Source organism: Actinomyces bouchesdurhonensis, assembly GCF_963540955.1.
In the GTDB taxonomy this organism is placed as follows: domain Bacteria; phylum Actinomycetota; class Actinomycetes; order Actinomycetales; family Actinomycetaceae; genus Pauljensenia; species Pauljensenia bouchesdurhonensis.
This window is the reverse complement of sequence record NZ_CAUTSL010000028.1, coordinates 1-22199: the sequence shown is the minus strand read 5'-3', so window position 1 is coordinate 22199 and position 22199 is coordinate 1. Positions and strand designations below refer to the sequence as shown.

The 22199-nt window shown below is 65.3% G+C and carries 14 protein-coding genes and 1 pseudogene; 8 read left to right on the top strand and 7 right to left on the bottom strand.

Going from position 1 to position 22199, the window contains the following annotated elements:
• Positions 1-7: 7 nt before the first annotated feature.
• A complete protein-coding gene (dhaK, locus tag RYL44_RS06210; RefSeq protein ID WP_314975418.1) occupies positions 8-1000 on the bottom strand; it encodes a dihydroxyacetone kinase subunit DhaK in 993 nt (330 codons plus the stop codon).
• Between the two features lie 117 nt (positions 1001-1117).
• A complete protein-coding gene (locus tag RYL44_RS06205; protein ID WP_314975417.1) occupies positions 1118-2788 on the bottom strand; it encodes a bifunctional folylpolyglutamate synthase/dihydrofolate synthase in 1671 nt (556 codons plus the stop codon).
• A gap of 238 nt (positions 2789-3026) precedes the next feature.
• Between RYL44_RS06205 and RYL44_RS06200 the strand changes: the two genes are divergently transcribed.
• Entirely contained in the window at positions 3027-3374 is a 348-nt protein-coding gene (locus RYL44_RS06200) for a 50S ribosomal protein L7/L12 (protein WP_314769188.1), read from the top strand.
• A 351-nt stretch (positions 3375-3725) separates the two neighbouring features.
• Positions 3726-4205 (top strand): hypothetical protein, encoded by a 480-nt coding sequence (locus RYL44_RS06195; protein ID WP_314975416.1) that lies wholly within the window; start codon positions 3726-3728, stop codon positions 4203-4205.
• Between the two features lie 116 nt (positions 4206-4321).
• On the opposite strand, the gene ileS is transcribed toward RYL44_RS06195, so the two are convergent.
• Positions 4322-7597 carry an isoleucine--tRNA ligase gene (gene ileS, locus RYL44_RS06190; RefSeq protein ID WP_314975415.1) on the bottom strand — a complete coding sequence of 1092 codons (3276 nt, stop codon included), beginning with the start codon at positions 7595-7597 and terminating at the stop codon, positions 4322-4324.
• Between the two features lie 437 nt (positions 7598-8034).
• On the opposite strand from ileS, the gene RYL44_RS06185 reads away from it, so the two are divergent.
• From RYL44_RS06185 to RYL44_RS06175, 3 genes are all read left to right on the top strand, one after another.
• Entirely contained in the window at positions 8035-9045 is a 1011-nt protein-coding gene (locus RYL44_RS06185; RefSeq protein WP_314975421.1) for a permease, read from the top strand.
• A complete protein-coding gene (locus tag RYL44_RS06180; RefSeq protein ID WP_314975414.1) occupies positions 9042-9908 on the top strand; it encodes a TIGR03943 family putative permease subunit in 867 nt (288 codons plus the stop codon). The genes RYL44_RS06185 and RYL44_RS06180 overlap by 4 nt, the downstream gene beginning before the upstream one ends.
• Before the next feature lie 250 nt (positions 9909-10158).
• The gene (locus tag RYL44_RS06175; RefSeq protein ID WP_314975413.1) at positions 10159-11211 is read left to right on the top strand and encodes a hypothetical protein; all 1053 of its coding nucleotides are present in this window, start codon (positions 10159-10161) and stop codon (positions 11209-11211) included.
• 82 nt (positions 11212-11293) lie between these two features.
• On the opposite strand, the gene RYL44_RS06170 is transcribed toward RYL44_RS06175, so the two are convergent.
• The 4 genes from RYL44_RS06170 to glpA form a co-directional block, all read right to left on the bottom strand.
• A complete protein-coding gene (locus RYL44_RS06170; RefSeq protein ID WP_314975412.1) occupies positions 11294-12046 on the bottom strand; it encodes an SDR family oxidoreductase in 753 nt (250 codons plus the stop codon).
• A gap of 64 nt (positions 12047-12110) precedes the next feature.
• Complete coding sequence (locus RYL44_RS06165) at positions 12111-13394, bottom strand: anaerobic glycerol-3-phosphate dehydrogenase subunit C (protein WP_314975411.1); 1284 nt, start codon at positions 13392-13394, stop codon at positions 12111-12113.
• On the bottom strand, positions 13391-14641 hold the full coding sequence (gene glpB / locus RYL44_RS06160) for a glycerol-3-phosphate dehydrogenase subunit GlpB (protein ID WP_314975410.1): 1251 nt from the start codon (positions 14639-14641) through the stop codon (positions 13391-13393). Before glpB ends, RYL44_RS06165 begins: the two co-directional genes overlap by 4 nt.
• Positions 14638-16224, bottom strand: a complete 1587-nt coding sequence (gene glpA, locus RYL44_RS06155) for an anaerobic glycerol-3-phosphate dehydrogenase subunit GlpA (RefSeq protein ID WP_314975409.1) — start codon at positions 16222-16224, stop codon at positions 14638-14640. Before glpA ends, glpB begins: the two co-directional genes overlap by 4 nt.
• Before the next feature lie 265 nt (positions 16225-16489).
• On the opposite strand from glpA, the gene RYL44_RS06150 reads away from it, so the two are divergent.
• From RYL44_RS06150 to RYL44_RS06140, 3 genes and pseudogenes are all read left to right on the top strand, one after another.
• Positions 16490-18529, top strand: coding sequence for a M13 family metallopeptidase (locus tag RYL44_RS06150; protein WP_314975408.1), 2040 nt, complete (start codon positions 16490-16492; stop codon positions 18527-18529).
• Positions 18530-18646: 117 nt separating this feature from the next.
• Positions 18647-21211 carry an aminopeptidase N gene (gene pepN / locus RYL44_RS06145; RefSeq protein WP_314975407.1) on the top strand — a complete coding sequence of 855 codons (2565 nt, stop codon included), beginning with the start codon at positions 18647-18649 and terminating at the stop codon, positions 21209-21211.
• 771 nt (positions 21212-21982) lie between these two features.
• A pseudogene (locus RYL44_RS06140) lies at positions 21983-22199 on the top strand (hypothetical protein); the annotation flags it as partial.

The window sequence follows — 22199 nt, the reverse complement described above, 5'->3', positions numbered from 1 at the left end:
CGGTCGTTTACTTCCAGGCCACTGTGTCCACGGGCGCGTCAAAGAGGGCGAGGAGTTCGTCGTCGGCGCGCATAAGGGTGACGGACACACCGGGCATCTCCAGGCTGGTGACGTAGTTTCCGACCATCTGGCGGGCGATGCCAATACCGTCCTTTGTTAGGAGGGCCGCGAGGGCACGGAAACAGATGTAGAGCTCAGAGATGGGAGTGCCACCCATGCCGTTAACGAGGGCAACGACGCGCTCGCCTTCGCTCAGGCCGAGGTCGTCGCGCACGCGCTCGTAGAGTTCAGCGATGAGGGTATCGGCGCTTTCCATAGAGCCGCGGCGGTAGCCGGGTTCACCGTGGATGCCGATACCCAACTCGATCTCGTCCTCGCCCAGGTCGAAGGAAGGCTTGCCCGCATGGGGCACGGTGCAGGGGCCGAGCGCAAGGCCCATGGAGCGGGTCTGGTCGTTGACTTTCGTCGCAATGCGGGTGACTTCTTCCAGGGAGTCGCCGCGTTCGGCGGCAGCGCCCGCGATCTTCTCCACGAAGATGGTTCCTGCGACGCCGCGGCGGCCCGCAGTGTACAGGGAGTCTTCGACGGCGACGTCGTCATTGACGACGACCGTGGAGACCTGGATGTCCTCCATGTCGGCAAGCTCGGCTGCGGTCTCGAAGTTGAGGACGTCGCCAGTGTAGTTCTTGACGATATGGAGGACGCCCGCGCCGTGGTCGGCAGCCTTCGTGGCCTCCAGGATCGGATCAGGGGTGGGTGACGTGAAGACTGCGCCGGGCACGGCTGCGTCCAGCATGCCTTCTCCGACGAAGCCTGCATGCAAGGGTTCATGTCCGGATCCGCCACCGGAGACCAAGCCGACCTTGCCGTCAGCTTTCGGAACGGCGCGGGTGACGAAATCGGGCGAGTAGTGAACGTCGACGAGGTCGGGGTGTGCCAGGGCGAATCCCTCCAGGGTTTCGCGGACGACGGCGTGGACATCATTGACGAGCTTCTTCATGGTGCCTCCTTGCAAAGCGCTCATCTTTTCTTGTAGACCTCATCATCGTGCCACGTTTCACACAAAAACCCAACTGAGGCGGTCGCCGAATGGCGGCCGCCTCAGCTCACGGGCATGTCATCGTGGGGAGTGCCCTGCCAAGGCCAGCATTTCTCCGGCCAGCATGACTGAGCCAAACACAAGGATTCCGCTGCGATCCGCGGGCTGCGCCCCGGCCTCGGCGATCTCCGCTGCACGATCGACCGCATCGGCAAGCGAGTCGCGCACATCTACCCGGTCCGGTCCGAAGACCTCTTCGGCGACCTCCGCTAGGCGCGCAACGTCGGCCGCGCGCTCGCCCGGCATCTGCGTGAGGACAAGGTGATCGAGGAAGGGTTCGACCTCAGACAGGACACCCTCAATGTCCTTGTCCCCCATGGCCGCGTACACACCCACGATGCGCGCGAAAGAGAAGGAGGACTCCACGGCCTCGCGCAGAGTGGCAGCGCCCGCGGGGTTGTGCGCCGCATCGACAATGATCGTGGGCGAATGACGTACGACCTGCATGCGTCCCGGGCTGGAGGCGTTCATGAGGCCCTGCTCGACGATGCGCCCGTCGAGGCCGCGCCCGCCCATGAAAGCCTCGACGGCGACGAGGGCGGCCGCCGCGTTGTGCGCCTGATACTGCCCGAACAGGGGGACGAAGACGTCTTCGTAGATCGCGGATGGCGTACGGATGGTGACCATCTGGCCGCCCACCCCCATCTGGCGGCCCACGACCTCGAAGTCGCGGCCCTCGACGCGCGCGATAGCGTCGACGGAGCGTGCCCGCTCGAGGAGGATGTCGAGGACGGCCTCTTCCTGCTTCATGATGACGACGATCTGGCCGGGCTTGATGATGCCGGCTTTTTCGCGCGCGATTTCCTCGATCGTGGAGCCGAGCCACTTGGTGTGGTCCAGGGCGATCGGTGTGATGACGGAGACCCCAGCATCGATGACGTTCGTTGCGTCCCAGCGCCCGCCCATGCCGACCTCGACGACGGCGGCGTCGACCGGGTAGTCCGCGAAGGCAGCGTACGCCATGATCGTGAAGACCTCGAAGAAGGATAGGCGCGGGCCGCCTTCCTCCTGGCTGCGCTCATCGACCATGCCGACGTAGGGTGCGATGTCCTCCCAGGCGCGCACAAAGCCCTCACGCGTGATCGGATGTCCTTCGAGCGAGATGCGTTCGCGCACGTCGAGCAGATGTGGGCTGGTGAAACGGCCCGTCTTCATGCCGAAAGCACTCAGCAGAGAGTCGATCATGCGCGACGTGGACGTCTTACCGTTCGTGCCCGTGATGTGGATCGACGGGTAGGAGTTCTGCGGGTCACCCAGGATGTCGAGCGCGAGCTTCACGCGGTCAAGGGTCGGGTCGATGTCGTGCTCGGGGGCGCGCGCGACGATGGACTGGTAGATCTCCTGCACGCGTGCGTCGAGTGTGACCTCGTCCTGGGCCTTGGATAGCGCGGCCTCGTGGGAGGCGCGCTCGTCGCACGCCTCGGCGGCGTCGTCAGCGAAGTCCTCGTCCACCTCGCCCTCGATTTCGGCGAGGACGGAGGGGTCGGGACCTAACAGCAAGGAGTGTTCGACGAGGGCACGCAGGGCGGCCTCGCGTTCGCTCTCCTCGGCCTGCAGGTCGAGGCTCTCCCCCGCCTCGGCGTCCTCGATCTGGTCAGCCGCCTCCAGGTATGGGATCAGGTCGGCCGGGATGCCGCCCTGCTGGTCCTCGTGGGTGGGGTCTTGTCCGAAGAACGATTCACCTGCCATGTTTCCTCCACTGCTCGCATTGTCGTCGCTATTTTACCGGCCCATGCAGCGCGACCGGCCTGTTTCGCCAATCACGACGCGTCCTCGCGACACGCAGGTGAGAATTCATCGACGAGGCCGGGGCGGAGCGCACCCATCATCCGTCCACGTGCGATGGCTTCCTTACCAAAGAGATTCCTTCGACACCACGTAACGGATAGGATCATTCCATCAAGATGGTCCCCCAAGGAGGCGGCACATGGGTACGTGGTTTAGTCGGGCATCCGAGATTGAGGAGCTGCGCGCCGAGAACCTGAGGCTGAGACAACAGGTCGCGACCCTCGAGGCCCGCCTGCGCGCCGCGTACGCCGACGCGGGCGTCACGGCCCTGGCCGGGTCCTCGCCCACTCCCGAGGTGGCGGTTTCCACCGCGCCTTCTTCTGCCGCCGCAGTGCCTTCCCCAGCCACGGCCTCGGACCTGGATCTGAGTCCCGTCGAACTCCAGATGATCGCGGAGCGCAAGCTGGTGAACGCGGTCAAGTCCTACAGGGACCGCACCGGCGTCGACCTTAAGACAGCGAAGGCGGCAATCGACGCAGCCAGGTAATCCTCGGCCACGAGATGGCCGTTTCCCGGTTGGCGTTCACGCATGCGGATAGGCTGTGCGTCCGCGGATAGGTTGTGCTCTCGCGGATAGGTTATCGGGATACGGATAGGTTATTAACGTATCCGCATTCTCGTAACCTACCCACATAATCGTCACCGACCCTCCCGGAGGACACTGGAGGACTCCGAACGACAAAATATCCACGAGGCTTCCTCCACATTCTCAGACTGCTTCACCGGTAAGCCCAACACGCCGCCAACACGACAATTACGCATTAACCATTCGGGTTAGAGTGTCATCATCCACACAGGCGAGCCGACCCATCACACGTCAATTGCACCGGAGGAACCCATGAAACAAGCGATCATTTCTGCAGCGTGCATCATTGCACTCACCACCCTCGGAGCATGCTCAAGCACTACCGAGAGCTCGGCTTCGAACACACCACACCAGCAGGCCAGCACTGCCGCACCTACTACCGAATCTTCGGCCACGCCAGCAAACCTGACGGGCACCTGGCAAGAAAAGAACCCGAACGAAGACAGCTACCAGATCGCTAGAGTCACCGCCGACACCATCGAGATCTACTGGCACACTCCCGACAGTGACGCTCTGTACTGGGCGGGCAGCTACGTTGCCCCAACAGATTCTAAGACCCCGTACACGTGGGATTCCGTCAACGATACAGAAAAAACCGGATCGGCAATTCTTGCATCCTCTGACGAGACCAAGACCTTCACCTACTCCGATGACACGATCTCCTACAGCGTGACCGCACTGGGAGTCACCAAGAAGGTCACCATGGAGCGGGCCGACATCGATGTTCCATAACGAAAATCCCATCTGATCGACACACTATGTTGGGGCCGGGAGGTTGTCCTCCCGGCCCCCGCGTATACGGGCGGGTGGGCTGCACCAATGCGCAGCCCACCCGCCCGTACCGGCACTCAGTGCTTTGCGACGCGCACCTGAAGTTTGTCGCCGGCCTCGACCGTCAGCGACAGAGCGAGGGTCTCGGCGGCGATCATGTCGCGCCAGGCCTCCACGTCGGCCACGTGATCGGTGGGAACCGTCAGCGACAGGTCGATGCGGTCCGCGATGTGCAGGCCCGCGTTCTTACGCTCGTCCTGAACGGCGCGCACGACGTCGCGGGCGTACCCCTCGGCCTCGAGCTCGGGGGTCAGCTCCGTATCGAGCACGACGAAGGTGCCCGACGCCAGCACGTCCGCGACCTGGCCCTCTGCGGCGTCCACGGAGGTGGACACGGAGAACATGTCGCCCGTGAGCACCAGCGGCGCCCCATCCAGCTCGACGGAAGCGAAACGGCACGCGCCGTCCACGAGCTCCCACTCGCCCGCCTTCTGCGCCTTGAACAGCTGGCTCGTCAGCTTACGAACCGCCGGCTCGAAGGCGCGCGGGTTCAGCGCCAGCTCGGTGCGGACGCTCAGGCCCGAAGTTTCGGGAGAAGCGAACACCACAGACTTCACGTTGACCTCTGAAGCAATCAGATCCGCGAAGGGCTCCAGCGCCGCAAAATGCTCGGACACAACCTGCAAAGATGCCAGAGGCTGGCGCACGCGCAGCTGGTGATTCTTGCGCAGCGCGTGAGCCGACGACACGATCGAACGAACCTCGTCCATGGCGGCGACCAGCTCGGGGGCATCCACGGCCTCGTCGATAACCGGGAAGTCCGTCAGGTGCACGGATTCCCCGCCCGTCAGACCGCGCCAAATCTCCTCACTCAGCAGCGGCAGCAGGGGCGCCGCCAGCTCCATGAGCGTCACGAGAGCCGTGTACAGCGTGTCGAACGCGGCACCGTCCTCGTCCCAGAAGCGCTGACGCTGGGTACGCACGTACCAGTTCGTCAGGACGTCCAGGTAGTCGCGAATCGCATCGCAAGCACCAGCAACGTCATAGGCGTCCAGCGCGCCACGCACGTCCTCGGCGAGGGTGCGGGTGTGGGCCAGCAGGTAGCGATCCATCTGCGCCAGCGCGGCCACGGCCTCGGGCGACGACAGATCGAGGCGCATGGCCTCGTAGCCCTCACCCTTGTTGCAGGCGCCCGCGTACAGCGTGAAGAAGTAGTACGTGTTCCAGATGGGCAGCAGCACCTGACGCACCGTGTCGCGGATCGACTCCTCCTTGACGATCAGGTTGCCGCCGCGCACGACCGGGCTCGACATGAGGAACCAACGCATCGCGTCGGAGCCGTACTTGTTGAACACCTCGGCCACGTCCGGGTAGTTACGCAGCGACTTACTCATCTTCAGGCCGTCGTCACCCAGCACGATGCCGTGGGAGACGCAGGAGCGGAACGCGGGACGATCAAAGAGCGCGGTCGCCAGGACGTGCAGCGTGTAGAACCAGCCGCGCGTCTGACCGATGTACTCGACGATGAAGTCGCCCGGGTAGTGGTTCTCGAACCACTCCTGGTTCTCGAACGGGTAGTGCACCTGTGCGAAGGGCATCGAACCGGACTCGAACCAGCAGTCGAACACGTCGGAGATGCGACGCATCGTCGACTTGCCCGTCGGGTCGTCCGGGTTCGGGCGCGTCAGAGAGTCGATGAAAGGACGGTGGAAGTCCGTCACTTTCACGCCGAAGTCGGCCTCCAGCTGGGCGATGGAGCCATAGACGTCCGTGCGCGGGTACGCCGGATCGTCCGACACCCACACGGGAATCGGCGCGCCCCAGAAGCGGTTACGCGAGATCGACCAATCGCGGGCGCCCTCCAGCCACTTGCCGAAGATGCCGTCCTTGGTGTGGGCGGGGGTCCAGGTGATCTCCTGGTTGAGCTCCACCATGCGATCGCGGATCTGGGTGACGCGCACGAACCACGAGGACACGGCCTTGTACATGAGCGGCTTGCGGCAGCGCCAGCAGTGCGGGTAGGAGTGCACGTAGGACTTCTCGCGCACCAGCACGGCGCGAATCTCGGGGGCGCGGCGCGCGATCGGGCCACCCTGCTCGCGCAGGTCAGCGACCACGTAGCGGTTCGCATCGAAGATCTGCATGCCCTCGTAATCGGGGACCTCCGAGGTGAAGACGCCGCCCTCGTCGACCGGCATGACGAGGCCGATGTTGTACTCCATGCACGTCCACATGTCGTCCTCACCGAAGGCGGGCGCCTGGTGGACCAGGCCGGTGCCGTCCGTCGTCGTCACGTAGTCGGCGGCGATGATGGACCAGGCGTTGGGGCCGGGGATTCCGCCCTCGGCGCGGCGCTCGGAGGTGTCGAAGTAGTCGTAGATCGGGTGGTAGTGGAGGCCCACCAGCTCGCTGCCCTTGTAGGTGGCGACGACGGTCGGGTCCTCACCGAGTTCCTTCGCATACGCCGGGATCAGGTCGGTCGCGATGAGGACGCGCTCGCCGGCGAGGTTGCCCACATGTTCGGCGGCCACCTCAACGAGGGAGTACTCGATCTGCGGGCCCACGGCGACGGCCGAGTTCGAGGGCAGGGTCCAGGGCGTGGTCGTCCAGATGAGGGCCAGCTCGGGGCGGGCCGAATCCTCGCGCAGCTTGGTCTCCAGGCGCAGGCCCACCGTCACCGTGTTGTCCGTGCGGTCCCGATAGATCTCGTCGTCCATCTTGAGCTCGTGGTTGCTCAGCGGCGTGCGGTCGTTCCAGCAGTAGGGCAGGACGCGGTGCCCCTGGTAGGCGAGGCCCTTGTCATAGAGCTGTTTAAAAGCCCAGATGACGGACTCTGTGTAGGACTTATCGAGGGTCTTGTAATCGTGCTCGAAGTCCACCCAGCGGGCCTGTCGGGTGACATACTCCTCCCATTCCTTCGTGTAGCGCAGGACGGAGGAGCGGCAGGCCGCGTTGAACGCTTCGATGCCGATGCCACCTTCGCGGGTGATCTCGGTGACGTCCTCGATGCCGAGCTGGCGCTGTGCCTCAAGTTCGGCGGGCAGGCCGTGGGTGTCCCAGCCGAAGCGGCGCTCGACGCGGTGGCCTTTCATGGTCTGGTAGCGGCCCACCACGTCCTTGACGTAGCCGGTCAGGAGATGGCCGTAGTGGGGCAGGCCGTTGGCGAAGGGCGGGCCGTCGTAGAACACGAACTCGTTGGAGCCGTTCTCGCCAGCGTCGCGCATCTCAATCGACTTACGGAAGGTGTCGTCGCTCGCCCAGAAGGCCAGCGTGGATTCTTCCATGGTCGGGAAGGAAGGGCTGGGGTCCACCTCGTCTTGCCGGTGGCGGGGGTAGAAGCCGTGCTTCGTCATGTGTGTCCTCGTCTCGCGCCTGTACAGGGACGAGGACCGGCGTCGCCGGAACCCGCGGTACCACCCCGCTTGCCGCTCCCACGCCGGGGGTGGCCGCTTCGTTGGGGGCTGTGTCGGGCCCGCCCGTCCGGTTCTACTGGAGGGAACGAGGCCGTGGTCGGCACTCGCGCTCCTCTTTCTTCCGGATGCTCCCCGGTGATACCCCGCATGCGGGCCGGATCGTAGCGAAAACCAAGTGTAGCGAAGCATCTGGCCAGATGCCTATTGGGCGGGCGTCTGTCCGCGCACAGCAAAGGACACACGTGCCTTGATGTGCTCGCAGTTCGTCGTCATCTATCGACTTTCACCGGTATTGTCCGCCGCTTTCCTCAGCCCCGGCTTCGGCGCGCGTGCGCGGGGAAAGGGGAGCCCTGCCCTAAAGTTGTGGGGTGAGCAAGATGGACACGAAACGCCCCGCGCGCCCCTGGGGTGCGCTCGTCGGCGCGTGCGCGATCGCTGCGCTGCTGGTCGTCTGGGCGATGCAGGGGTCCCTGTCGGGCGCGGGTGTGCCGGTCGGGCGGGCCGCGACGATTGCGGTCGGCATGACGCTACAGGCGATCCCCTTCCTGCTCCTGGGTGTCTTCGTCGCCGAGCTGATCGAGGCCTTCGTCTCCCCCGCCTTCATCGCGCGGGTCTTCCCGACGAATCCCCTCGCATCGGTGCTGACCGCCCTTGTCGCGGCCTTCGCGCTGCCCGTGTGCGACTGCTCGGCCGTTCCGATTTTTCGTTCTCTGCTTCGCAAGGGCGTGCCCCTATCGGCGGCGACGACGCTCATGTTGGCCTCGCCCGCGATCAATCCGCTGGTGATCGCATCGACCCTCTACGCGTTCGGGTCCTGGTGGCTGGTGGCCGCGCGCGTCGGAGCGTCCGTCGTCGTCGCCCTGTGCGTGGGCCTGTCCATGCTGGCCGCTCCCCCGACGGCGCTGCGCGAGGAGGGCCGTCCGGGCGCCCATTCCGAGCGTGATGCGTGTTGCTGCGAGGACGGGTGCGAGCTGCCCGACCGAAGCGTCTCTGGCGTGTTGGCGGCGACGGGGCGCTCCTTCGGGCGGATTCTGCCGTTCCTGCTGGGGGGCGTGGTGGCCTCGACGATGGCGCAGGTGGCGTGGCCTGTGTCGTCGCTGCTGTCGGGGCTACCGGCTGGCGGCGCGTTGGCCCTCATGATGGGGGCCGGTTTCGCCCTGTCCCTGTGTTCGTCCTCTGACGCGGTGATCGCGCGGTCGTTGGCGTCGTTGGCGCCGACAGGGGCCCTTTTGGGTTTCATGGTGTACGGGCCGATGATGGACGTGAAGAATGTGGCGCTTCTGGCCTCCCAGTTCCGTAGTGCCTTCGTGGCGCGTTTGTGTGTGACGGTGACGGTGGTTGCTGTTCTTGTCGTGGGCGGCGCTTGGTGGATGGGGGTCCTGTCGTGAAGCTCGTGGATCGCATCGTACCCACGTTGGAGGCCCTCTCACTGGCTGGTTTGGGGGCGGCGCTATTGTGGATGGCTCTGTCGGGTCGCTACGGCTCGTTCGTGCCGCCGTCGGCGCGCCTGGGGATCGCCCTGTCGGGCGTCGCCTTGCTGGCGTGTTCGTTGGCGTTGTCGTCGCGCCTGGGCGCGGGCGAGGGTGCGCATGGCGATGGGTCTGCCTCGTCGCGCAGGGGCCTGACGCGCTGCGTCGTCGCGGTCCTGGCGGCTCTGGTCCTCATTCTTCCGTTCCGCGTGTCTCCTTCGGAGTTGGCGTCGACGACGCTGAGCGCGCGCGCCGCCGACGCGGGGGACGAGGCCGGGGCAGGTACCGATGAGCAGGCCGAGGAATCCTCCACGGAGGATCCCGCGAGCGCGGGGGCGGGTTCCCAGTCCGCCGGTCAGAGCGGGGGCCCGAGCGGGGCTGGCGCCCAGGCCTCGTCGAGCGGGACGTTGGAGCTGACGACGGAGAACTTCGCGGCGCAGATTGAGGAGCTGTCGTCTCACGGGAAGGTGCACGATGGGCAGCGCGTGGAGCTGACGGGCTTCGTGATGAGCGAGGCGTCGGCGCGCGGCCAGGCTTCGATCCCGCGCCTGACGTCGGAGGAGAGTTTCGCCGTGGCGCGCATGGCGATTTGGTGTTGCGCGGCGGATGCCTACGCGGTCGGTTTCGTTGTTCGCTGGGATGGGGCCGTTCCCGCGGCGGATAGCTGGGTGCACGTGGCAGGCACGCTGCGCCTGCGTGGCAATAAGGCGCTCGTTATCGAGGCCGACTCGGTTGAGGCGACTAGCGCCCCTGATCCGGAATTTGTCGTTCAGCAGCGCTAAACACAATTACGATGAGTGTGCCGATCACCCATCATGCTTATGCTCGTAGCCTCGGACGTAAGATGAGCGTTTCTTGTGCCGATCAGTGCATCATTGCCTCATAGCCTAAAGACCACACATAATGGGGACATCGTGGCAAAAATGTGAACATATAAGTGTTATAGGTCACTTAACGGAGCTTGCTTTGTTTGGCACCTCACGCCTATCTTACAACGTTCGACACCCGCCGATCACACTCAAGAGGCGCCTCATGTCCACCAAATCCCTCCCCACAATTCTGTTTGCCGCGGCGACCGCGCTCGCTCTGAGCGCCTGCGCCCACTCCTCGACCCCCTCCACGACCGGCGCGCCATCGGCCCCCTCTTCCGGCTGGCCCACCGCCTCCCAAGACCCCGCAACCGCGCCCATGTCCGGCATCATCTTCGCCGCCGCCGACGACGGCATCGACACGACGGTCACCACCGTGCGGGCCATCGACCCGCAATCGGGCACGATCACGGCGACGCGTACCTTCACCTTCCCGAGCGAGTACCTGTCCGCACCGGGGTACATGTGCGAGTATATGCAGTGCTATTCCCCCGACTTCTCACGCATGATCGTCGCGAACAACGACGGCGAGAACGAAAAGGTAGCCGTGGTCTCCACGGACGGCACGCTCACCGTCCTCAACGACGCGATCCCCACGCCGAGCGGACACACCCCCGTGTCCAATCACTTCGCACAATTCGGTCCCGACGGAGCCATCTACGTGGCCCACATCGACAAGGACGCCGCATCGGATCGCGTCGGCACAATCTATCGTTTCCCCTCAGAAACTGAAGCGCCCGAGGCCGTTCCCACCGACTTCACGGTCGAAAACTACGCGCGATTCCAAGTCATGCCCGACCTGTCCATCCAGCGCACCAAGACCTCGATGTGGGTCGCCAACGAGGCCGGCGTCGGCTGTTTCGGCGCGGACGCCGTCACCCCCGACGGCACGTGCCTCACGATCGACCAGGGCACCATCTACTCCACGCCGGGCATGCCTCTCGCCCAGACCACCCCGGAGGACCAGACGCTGCTCGTTTCCAACTGGACGAAAGTCAGCCTGCCCGGCCTGGAGAGCACTCACACCATCGAAGGATGGCTAGCCGTGAGCCCCGACGGCACGCAGATGGCACTGTACGCGTCACCCAAGGACACCTACTCCGACCTCTCGCTACCCATCTTCGTCGCCCCCGTCGCAGGCGGCGACGCCACCCAGGTCACGACGACCACCGAGGATGTCCCGGGCGTCGTGCGCATCCTGGGCTGGACCAAGTAGAAGGAACGAGGCCGGGGACGCTCACCGCTCGCCGCGCACCAGCCCGCCCCGGCCTCGTTCCTACGCTGTGAGCGCGCGGGCTCTACTGCGCGGCTTTCCTGGCCACGAGCGTGTTTGTCGCCTGGGCCACCGGGCGCACGATCATCGAGTCAATGTTGACGTGGGAGGGGCGCTCCAGGGTCCACACGATCGCCTCCGCAATGTCCTCGGCGACGAGCGGGGCGGCGACCCCCTCGTAGACGCGGTCGGCCGCCTCCTGGGAGCCGAGCCGGTTGAGAGAGAACTCTTCGGTGCGCACCATGCCGGGCGCGATCTCGATGACGCGCACGGGCTCGCCCACCAGTTCTTGGCGCAGCGTGTTGGCGATGATGCGCTCGGCGTGCTTGGCGGCGACATACCCCCCGCCTCCGGGGTAGGTGTCGTGGGCCGCGGTCGAGGTCAGGAAGACGAGGTCTCCCCCGCGCTCGCGCATCCCCGGCAGGAAGGCGCGCGTACAGTGCAGGGCCGTCATCACATTGCGCTCGAACATCGCGCTCCACCTCGCGGGATCACCCTCCGCCACGCGGTCGACGCCGATGGCACCGCCGGCGTTGTTGACCAGCGCATCCACGGGGCCACCCTCCAGGACGTGGGCGGCCATCTCCTCCACCTGCGCCTCATCGGTGAGGTCGGCCGCCCAGTACTCGCAGCCGATCTTCTTCGCGAGAGCCTCCAAGCGCTCGCGACGCCTCGCCACCGCGACGACACTCCACCCCCGCTGGGCCAACAGGCGGGCGGTAGCCCACCCGATTCCGGTGGAGGCACCAGTGACAACGACGCGACGAGAATTGCTCATGGCCCAACAGTAATATCCCCGGGCACGCACCGTCGTGCGCGCCCGGGGACACTCTGCTGGTGTCTCAGCCGTTGGGCAGGCCGTATGCCTTGTGGATCAGCCAGATCGGGTGGACGACGTTCGCGCCCGTGGCCGTGCGCAGCTGCCAACGACACGTCTCCGTGTCGCAGGCCGCCAGCTCGGCGTTGACCTGCTTGATGAAGTCAAAGACGGGGGCGCCCACGGCCTGGGCGACCGCGTACTTCTCCTTCTTCATGCCGTAGGTACCCGCAATGCCACAGCAGGGCTGCTCGGAGTCCTTGACGGTCACGCCGGGAATCAGGCTCATCAGCTCGATGGCTGGCTTGCCCAGTCCCTGGGACTTGACCTGGCAGGGGGCGTGGTACGGGATGGTGACGTCGATGCGCTGGAAGTTGGTGTCCAGCTCGCCCTTGTCGTACAGGTGCAGCAGGAATTCGCTGATGTCCCACATGCGCGAACCCACATCCGTGAGCTCGGGCGTATCCATCTCCAGGATCTCGTGCGCCTCGTGGCGCAGCATGCCCGCGCACGAGCCGGACGCGGAGATGATCGGGGCATCACGGTTGACGCTGCGCAGGTCGTTCGTCAGCTTCGAGACGTACTTGCGCGCGTCCTTGTACAGGCCGTTGGACTGCAGGGCCAGGCCGCAGCACCCGTGCTTGGGGACCAGGACCTCGTAACCCAGGTGCTCGAGGACCATCACGGAGTGGATGGAGGTCTCGACCTCGAAGTACTGGCCGGCGCAGCCGTGGAAGAAGATCACCTGGCCGCGCGTGCCGGAGTTCGGCAGGGGCGTGTGCTTCTTGAACCAGCCCTCGAAGGTGCGCCCGTAGGCGCGCGGCATGGGGGCCGAACGGTGCACGCCGATGATGGCCTCCATCGCCACGCGGATCGGCTTGACGTCGAGCGCCCAGTTCGCGATGGGGGCGACCGGGGTCATCATGGTGCCAATCAGCGAGGTTCGCCCGATCAGGCGGTCGCGCATGGGGATGCCGTGCGCTTCCTTCATGGCGGTGCGCCTGTGGTGGATGATCTCGGTGACCTTCACGCCCTGGGGGCACACGAGCGAGCAGGTGCCACACGAGGAGCAGTAGTCGATGGACTTATCGACCATCTGCCCGTCCTTGCGGAAGCGCTCGGCCTGCGGGCCGGAGTACTTCGGGCCGCCGAACAGGTCGGTGACGCGCATGACGGGGCACTGGGTCTCGCAGATCGTGCACTTGACGCAGGCATCCAGGCTGGCGCGCAGCGCGGCGTCACCCTCCAGGGAGAACATGTCGGCTTCTTCCACGCTCGGTCCCATCAGCGTTGACATCTCCAGGGTCATTTCAGCTCCTGCACGATCGCGTCAACGGCGGCCAGGGCACTGGCCAGAGCGATGCCTTCGCCGCTCTTTTCGCGCCAGCGGGTGGCGCCGGCCAGGTTGCCGCCCGCGACAAACAGGTTGGTGTACACGGCCTTGCCGTTTTCGTCGACGACGCGCATGGAATCGTCGACGGCCAGTCCCGCCAGGAACAGGGGCTGTTCCTCGCCCCAGAAGTCAGCGTGCAGCAGCTGACCGGTGGGGCCCATGACGGGCAGGGAGCACACGGTGTCGCGCACGACACCGTAGGAGTCCATCTCCAGAGCGCCGGACTCGAAGCCACCGGCCGCCAGGATGACGGCGCGCGTCTCCACGCGGGTAGCGCGTCCTGCGCTGGCGTATTCGACGGCCTGAACGCGCCCGTCGGCGGTGTGCAGGGCCTTCAGGGGCGAGCCGAGGACGACGCGCGCCTTGGCGGAAGCCAAGCGGGTCAGCGACGCATTCAAGCGCATGCCGGGCACCGACGGGGGCTGGACCGGGATCTCGAAGACCGGGTGTCCGAGCTTGTCCGCCAGGTCTCGCCACGCTCGCGGATCGTCGAGGCCGAGGACGGCGGGCAGGCCAACGATCTCACCGTCTTCCAGGAGAGGGCGAATCTGGGCGGCCAGACGCGCGCGGTTCTCCTCGTGGTCGAGGCTGCGCGCGTGCACGGTTCCCACGGAGTCGATCTCTCCCTCGCGCACCACGTAGTCGACGCTCAGGGCGCGCGCCTTGATCGGGGCACCGTCGGGGTCCGTCTGACGCGACAGGTTCTCGGCGACGAGGCTGGGGTAGAAGTCCTTGAAGCGCGCCAGGCCCACGATCGCGTAGCGGGCGCCCGCCTTGGGGATTCCGGCCTGCATCGAGGGAGGAATCAGGCAGGTGGGGCGCAGGGCGCCGACTCCGGTGGGAATGCGCACGTTGCGCGTCTCATCACCGACGAGTGCGTCCGGCCCGACGATGTCCCGCAGCCACGCGACCGAGGCACCGACCTGCTTGGGGCTCACGTGGGCGTAGGGGTGGGTGGGACGCGAGGCGACGTGCGCAGGGATTGCGTCCAGGGGCGCCTCGACCGGGTCCGGGCCGTAGCCGAGGATGTCGACCGTGCCGGTGCCGAGCTGGATGCCGCCGACGCCCTTGGTGATCAGGGTGACGCTTAGGCCAGCATCGGCGGCCTTGATCGCGGCGGCCAGGCCGGCCAGTCCGGCACCAATAACTACGACGTCTCTCATCGAACGACCTCTTCCTTGGCTGCGGGCAGGTGCTCGACGTCGAGCGTGCCCTCGTGAATCCAGGCGTCGAGCACGGCCTGCCTGGCTTGCTTGCCGTACAGGATGGGCCACAGGCCGATCCAGCGGTTCTTGAGGAACAGGCGCAGCAGTCCGTTGGCGCGCATCGAGTCGATGTGGCCGCGCTCGTGGGCGATTCCGGCGGCGCGCTGGGAGCAGAAGCCACCCTGGCAGGGGCCCATGCCCAGGCGCATCTGGCGGCGGACGTCGTCCAGCTGTCCCTTGGGCAGGGTGTCCATGACGTTTTCGAGCATCGCTCGGGTGGCCATTTCGCATTCGCAGATGATCTGCTCGTGCGTGGGCCCATCGTTGCGCGACTCGACGTTGTCGAGTCGGTGGCCGATCGTGTAGAGGCGCGCTTCCTTGGCCGCAGGGACGGCCTCGTCGGCGGTTGTGCACGGGCGGTTCTCGCCCATCTCCGAGCACATGATGTCGACGATGCGTTCGGCCATGAGGCGGTAGGTGGTGAGCTTGCCACCAGCGATGGTGAGCATGCCGTAGACGCCGTCTCGCGAGTTGTGGTCGATGATGCTCATGCCGCGCGCCATGTGGCGAGTGTCGGTCTCCGACACGCGCGAGTCCTTGATGAGGGGGCGCGCGCCCGCCCAGGCGTGGACGGCGCGGGCCTTGCGGAATCCGGGAATCATGGCCTCGCCCGAGTCGAGCATCTGTTGGACTTGGTCGGCGGGGATCGGCAGGTGGTCGGCATCGTCAGACTTGAGGTCGGTGGTGCCGATGATGCACACCGTGTGGTCGGGCACGAGGATGTCGCCGTCGGCGGGCCACACGCAGCGGTTGATGACCGAGTGCGTGAGGCGGTGGTTCATGGCGATCATGATGCCGGCGCCAGCGACGACGTCGACGCCGTGGCAGTCGGCCATGCCCGCGATTGTGCCGGCCCAGGGGCCGCCGCAGTTCAAGACGAAGCCGCATTCGATGCGAACGTCCTCGCCACCTCGCTCATCGTGAACGATGACGGCTGAAATACGGTCTTCTTCACGCTCGATGGCGGTCACGCGGTGGTAGGTCAAGATCTGCGCTCCATAGGCCTGGGCGGAGCGGATGGCTCCCCACGTCATCTGCCAGCCGTCGACCGTTCCGTCCTCGACAGCGAATGCGCGCTTGATGCGCGGGTCCAGTCGGGGTTCGCGTCGCAGTGCCTCGGCGATGGAGATTTCCTCCGCTGGCACCTTTGCGGCGGCGGCGCGGGCCAGGAACTGGTCCGCGTAGTCTTCATCGTCGTGAGCGGTCACCACGAAGAGGCCGCCGGTGGCCTCGATGGCGTTGGCGTTGATGCGCTTGACGATCTCGTTTTCTTCTGCGCATTCTGTGGCCGACTCGGGGTCGGAGGCGATGTAGCGTGCACCGGAGTGGAGCAGGCCGTGGAAGCGGCCGGAGGTCCCCTGAGCAATATCGGCCCGGTCGACGAGGACAGCTGAGAAGCCGCGCATCACGACGTCGCGGACGACGCCGGCACCGGTGGAGCCGCCACCGATGACGCACACGTCAGTGCGAAGTGTCTTCACCGTGTTATTTCCCTTCACGTCTTCATGAGGATGTGCCTCATTGCGCTTACTATTCTGCCCCCTCCATCCCCATCTGAACGAATTCACACTGGCCAATGCACAAATGTGCACGCTCAGTGTGCGCGAAAGTACCATTCGCACTTTCGCCCCAAAATTCCCCAAGAAACCACGAATAACGGCCTATAAGCCTCACGTAAATCGCCTGTCGCGTCGGAGAAATGCCTAGGCCACGCACAAAGCCCCCAAAACAACCTACAGTTATGGCATGACGAACACACTGCTCGCACGCGTCCTCGAAACCGCGAACATGGACCGCACCGTGCGCCCCCAAGACGATTTTTATCGCCACGTGAACGGCACGTGGCTGGCGACCCACGAAATTCCCGCCGACCGTCCCATGGACGGCGCATTCCATGCACTGCGCGATGCCTCCGAAAAATATGCCCGCACAATTGCTCAGGACGCAGCAGCCGGAAGACTCGACGACCCGGACGCGCAGCGCATCGCGGTCCTGTGGACGCAGTTCCTCGACGAAGACGCTATCGAGGCCGCCGGCAGCGCTCCCCTGCACGCCGACCTAGAATTCATTGAGGCATGCACGAGCCGCGACGAACTGGCCGAGGCCATGGGTTTCCTCATGCGCACTGGCATTGGTGGCCTCGTCGGCGCCTACGTGGGCACCGATCCGCACGATTCCTCCGCCTATATGGTCTCCCTGGTCCAGTCCGGTATCGGTCTGCCCGACGAGGCCTACTACCGCGAGGAGGATTATGCCCCAATCCGCGACGCATACATCGCCCACACCGCTCGACTCCTCTCCCTGGCGGGTATGCCCGACCCCGAGGGCGCGGCACGGCGCATCATGGCTCTGGAAACGGCCATCGCCTCGCACCACCGCGACTCGGTCTCCAACCGTGATCCACTCCTGTCTGACAATCCAACCCTGTGGAGCGAGCTCACGAGGCTCGCGCCTGGCTTCGACTGGGACGCGTGGGCGCGCGGAGCCCACATGCCCGTCTCCGGCCTCGTCGTCAACGTCGACCAGCCCGACTACCTGCGCGGTGCCGCCTCCCTGTGGGAACACACCGACCTGGCCACCCTCAAGGAGTGGCTGAGCGCGTCAGCCATCGACGCGCGCGCCTCCCTGCTCTCGGCCGACTTCGTCCAGGAGAACTTCGACTTCCACGGCCGCACCCTGGCGGGCACGCAAGAGCTGCGCCCGCGTTGGAAGCGCGCGCTGTCCCTCATCGAGTCATACCTGGGCGAGGCCATGGGGCGCGCCTGGGTGGCCCGCCATTTCCCACCCGACGCGAAGGACGCGATGGACGCGCTGGTGGGCCGACTCCTTCACGCATACGGAGAATCGATTCGCAGCCTCGACTGGATGAGTGAAGAGACGAAGAAGAAGGCGCTGGCCAAGCTGGCGACCTTCAACCCGAAGATCGGATACCCCGCCAAGTGGCGCGACTACTCCACGCTGCACCTGGACCCCCGCGCCACCCTCGTCGATAACGTGCGCGCCGCCAGCGCCCACGCCACCGACCGCGAATGGGACAAGCTCGGGCGCCCCGTCGACCGCGACGAATGGTACATGACGCCCCAGACCGTCAACGCCTACTACAACCCCACGCAGAACGAAATCGTGTTCCCCGCCGCAATCCTCCAGCCCCCGTTCTTTGACGCCCAGGCCGATGACGCAGTGAACTTCGGCGCAATCGGCGCGGTCATCGGCCACGAGATCGGCCATGGCTTCGACGACCAGGGCTCCCGCTATGACGGTCGCGGTAACCTGTCGAACTGGTGGACCGACGAGGACCGCACCGCCTTCGAGGAACGCACCCACGCGCTCATCGGGCAGTACGACGTCCTCACGCCCTCCGTCCTCTTGCCCTCCGAGGACAATAAGGAAGAGAGCGGCGACAGCGAGGAAAGCGTCGAACGCTCGCTCCCCCACGTTAACGGCGCCCTGACCATCGGTGAGAACATCGGCGACCTGGGCGGCATGACGATCGCCTGGAAGGCGTGGGTGGCAGCCCTGGCCGAGCAGGGCCTCACCCCGCAGACCGCCCCCGTCATCGACGGCGTCAACGGTCCCCAGCGCTTCTTCTTCTCCTGGGCACGCGCGTGGCGCACGGCAACCCGTCCACAATTCGCCCGCCAGATGCTGGCCATCGATCCTCACTCCCCCGCCGAATTCCGCTGCAACCAGGTACTGCGCAACCTCGACGCCTTCGCCAAAGCATTTGGCGTCAAGCACGGGGATGGCATGTGGCTCGACCCCGCCCAGCGCGTCACCATCTGGTAAAAGCGTGTCCCAGCCGACAAAATTCGGCCCGCCACGCGCATCCACCTACAACACATGACACCATAGGAATGTTAGGCGCGATAGCGCCCCCCCATTCCATCGACGGAAAGGCACCCCATGCCAGGCCTGAACCTCACCCGAGAGGAAGCAACCGAACGCGCCTCAATCATCCCCTCAGTGACGCGCTACGAAATTTCCCTGGACCTCACGCGCGGCGACACCGACTTCGGTTCTTTTACCCGCATCGAGTTCGACGCGCGCGAAGGCGCCTCCACGTTCGCGGACCTCGTCTCCACCAACGTTCACTCGATTCGCCTCAACGGCAACGCCCTCGACCCCTTCACCGTCCACCAGGACAACCGCATCGCCCTGGAGAACCTGGCAGAACACAACGTGCTCGAGGTGGACGCGTCCTGCCAGTACATGCACACGGGCGAGGGCCTGCACCGCTTCGTCGATCCCGCGGATGGCCAGGCCTACACCTACTCCCAGTTCGAGGTCCCGGACGCGCGCCGCGTGTACACGACCTTCGAGCAGCCCGACCTGAAGTCGACCTTCACACTGACCGTGAAGGTCCCCAAGGGCTGGAAGGTCTTCTCCAACGCGCCCACCCCCTCCCCCGAGGAAGACGGCGACGCGTGGACCTACCGCTTTGCGACCACGGAGACGATGTCCACGTACATCACCGCGATCGTCGCCGGCCCCTACCAGGGCACCACTGCCTCGCTCACCTCCTCCGACGGGCGCACGATCGACCTGGGCGTCTACGCGCGCGCGTCGATCGTCGAGCACCTGGACGCCGAGGAGATCATCGACATCACCCGTCGCGGCTTCGAGTTCTTCGAGAGCGCCTACGGCATCGCCTACCCCTTCACGAAGTACGATCAGATCTTCGTGCCCGAGTACAACGCGGGTGCCATGGAGAACGCGGGCTGCGTGACTTTCCGCGATGCCTACGTGTTCCGTACGCGCCCGACCGAGGCCCAGATGGAGGCTCGCGCCAACACGATCCTGCACGAGCTGGCGCACATGTGGTTCGGCGACCTGGTCACCATGAAGTGGTGGAATGACCTGTGGCTCAACGAGTCCTTCGCCGAGTTCATGAGCCACCTCGCCCTGGCCGAGGCCACGAAGTACACCGAGGGCTGGACCGGCTTCATGGTCCGCAAGGACTGGGGCCTCAAGCAGGATCAGCTGCCCACCACCCACCCGATCACGGCCGAGATCCGTGACCTGGCCGACGTCGAGGTCAACTTCGACGGCATCACCTACGCCAAGGGCGCCTCCGTGCTGCGCCAGCTCGTCTCCTACGTGGGGCGCGACGCGTTCTTCGCGGGCCTGCACGAGTACCTGACGAAGCACTCCTACGCCAACGCCACGCTGGATGACCTGCTCTCCGAGCTGGCGGCCGCGTCGGGCCGTGACCTGGCGGCCTGGTCGAAGGTGTGGCTGGAGGAGGCCGGCGTGACCCTCCTGCGCCCGGTTATCACAACGGGCGAGGACGGTGTCATCGAGCGCCTCGAGGTCGTCCAGGAGGCCTTCTCCGAGGGCGCCTCCCTGCGTCCGCATCGCCTGGGCGTCGCCGGCTACTCGCTGACCGAGGAGGGTACGCTGGCCCAGGTCTTCCGCGACGAGTTCGACGTGGATGGCGCGTCCACGATCGTCGAGGCGGCCGCCGGCATCGCCCGTCCCGACTTCATCCTGGTCAACGACGGCGACCTCGGATACGCGAAGGTTCGCCTGGACGAGCAGTCGCTGGCCTTCGCGATCTCCAACATCACGAAGTTCACGGACTCCCTCACGCGCGGCGTCGTCATGGCCTCCGCGTGGGATATGACCCGCGACGGCGAGATGCCCGCCCGCGATTACCTGAACCTGGCGCTGACCTCGATCCCGGTCGAGGACAACATGAGCCTGCTCATGCTGACGCTGCGCCACATCGACGAGGCCGTGCGCACCTTCGTCGCACCGCAGGCTCGCGCAGAAGCTGCCGAGGATACAGGGCGTCGCCTGCTCCTCCTGGCCCGCACCGCTGCCTCCGGGTCGGATGCGCAGCGCATGCTCGTGGCCGCGGCCGCACGCAACGCGACCAGCTCTGAGCAGTTCGACGCCATCCGCGGCCTCTTCGACGGTACGCAGACGCTGGACGGCCTGGACCTGGACGTCGATCTCAAGTGGGACCTGCTCCTCTCCCTCGTGCGCGGCGGCGCCGCCACCGAGGCCGACATTGATGCCCTTGAAGCCATTGACGACACGATGACCGGTCACCAGAACGCAGCAGCCTGCCGCGCAGCGCGCTCCGGCGAGTGGATCAAGGCCGACGTGTGGGACAAGGTCCTGACCGATACCTCGATCCCCAACGACACCCGCTGGGCGATGATCTCCGGTTTCTGGGCGCAGGCTCGCAGCACGCCCTCCGCCTATGCCTCCTACGTCGGCGAGTACTTCGATGCCCTGACGGACATCTGGGAGCGTTTCACGTTCCACACCGCCGAGGACCTCACGACGCTGCTGTTCCCGACCGCGCTCGCCGGCTATGTGCCCGAGGTCGACGTGGTTGCAGCAGGCAAGGCGTGGATCGAGGCTCACGTCGACGCATCCGCCGGAACGCTGCGCATCATCCGCGAACTCATCGACGTATGTGAACGTCAGATCGCCAACCAGGCGGTGGACGCAGACTGAGAACATCGCATACAAGCGCCCGGGGTGGTCACAGCTACCCCGGGCGCTGTCTGTTCTCTTCTCAGCGTGTGAATGCATAAGGGAACACCCGCCTCATTGATAGGACGTTATCGCGTTATCAGCCATAGCGCGGGAATGAGAATCGGCTTCGGTAGTCTCTCCTGGGCAGCTGCAGAAAGGGACGGTCACGCACAGCAAAGTGGTCCAACCCGCCAGTGGAGGTGGGGCGAGTCCGCGCCATTGCGCGCAAAGTACGACTGGCGACGCAGACTCAGGTAACGATCGTGAAACGATACGTGTTGATCAGTCGAATGAATGCGGTGCCCCTCTTGTCGAACAAAGGGGGGAGGCAACTCTGCGTGACGATGGTGTGGGCATCATCGAGAGCTGGCGAGACTCCCGTCTTAGTGCCACCGACTGTTGAACAATACCAACCTGCTGGTTAGTGGTGCAGTGAGTCATACAGTATTTAGTTGCGTACGTCACACTATGCGGATTACCCAGTGGTCACTCTTAGGCAACTTAAGATACGTCGCTAACATTTAATCAATAACTGCCAAGCTATCGACCGGTTAGCTGATTAACGCATATCCGCATTAACTGAATGGAAAGCTAGACTCGCGACGACTCTTATCGCTTGATTTGTAACAAACTGTCGTACATACTCGACAAGTGACCGTCGTAGGTTCACCCCGACGACACTAATGATGTGTGGATATGTCACGGCACGTGACACATTCGTCTTCGCCATTCTTCCCGAGAGGAAACAATATGCGTGCCTCCAATCTTCGCCGCGCCGCCATTGCGACGCTGAGCGCTGCCGTTGTCTCGGCTGGCATCATCCTGCCGACGTACGCTGATGACACTCCTGCTCCCGGAGCAACCAGCCCAGTCGCGTCTGAGCCCGGCACCCCTGGCACTGAGCCCTCCACGCCTGGCACTGAGCCCTCCACGCCTGGCACTGAGCCCTCCACGCCTGGCACTGAGC

Bases quoted from the DNA above. Each gene is read 5' to 3' on its own strand.
- dhaK (WP_314975418.1), bottom strand. From the start codon at position 1,000: ATGAAGAAGCTCGTCAATGATGTCCACGCCGTCGTCCGCGAAACCCTG.
- RYL44_RS06205 (WP_314975417.1), bottom strand. From the start codon at position 2,788: ATGGCAGGTGAATCGTTCTTCGGACAAGACCCCACCCACGAGGACCAG.
- RYL44_RS06200 (WP_314769188.1), top strand. From the start codon at position 3,027: ATGGGTACGTGGTTTAGTCGGGCATCCGAGATTGAGGAGCTGCGCGCC.
- RYL44_RS06195 (WP_314975416.1), top strand. From the start codon at position 3,726: ATGAAACAAGCGATCATTTCTGCAGCGTGCATCATTGCACTCACCACC.
- ileS (WP_314975415.1), bottom strand. From the start codon at position 7,597: ATGACGAAGCACGGCTTCTACCCCCGCCACCGGCAAGACGAGGTGGAC.
- RYL44_RS06185 (WP_314975421.1), top strand. From the start codon at position 8,035: ATGGACACGAAACGCCCCGCGCGCCCCTGGGGTGCGCTCGTCGGCGCG.
- RYL44_RS06175 (WP_314975413.1), top strand. From the start codon at position 10,159: ATGTCCACCAAATCCCTCCCCACAATTCTGTTTGCCGCGGCGACCGCG.
- RYL44_RS06170 (WP_314975412.1), bottom strand. From the start codon at position 12,046: ATGAGCAATTCTCGTCGCGTCGTTGTCACTGGTGCCTCCACCGGAATC.
- RYL44_RS06165 (WP_314975411.1), bottom strand. From the start codon at position 13,394: ATGACCCTGGAGATGTCAACGCTGATGGGACCGAGCGTGGAAGAAGCC.
- glpB (WP_314975410.1), bottom strand. From the start codon at position 14,641: ATGAGAGACGTCGTAGTTATTGGTGCCGGACTGGCCGGCCTGGCCGCC.
- RYL44_RS06150 (WP_314975408.1), top strand. From the start codon at position 16,490: ATGACGAACACACTGCTCGCACGCGTCCTCGAAACCGCGAACATGGAC.
- pepN (WP_314975407.1), top strand. From the start codon at position 18,647: ATGCCAGGCCTGAACCTCACCCGAGAGGAAGCAACCGAACGCGCCTCA.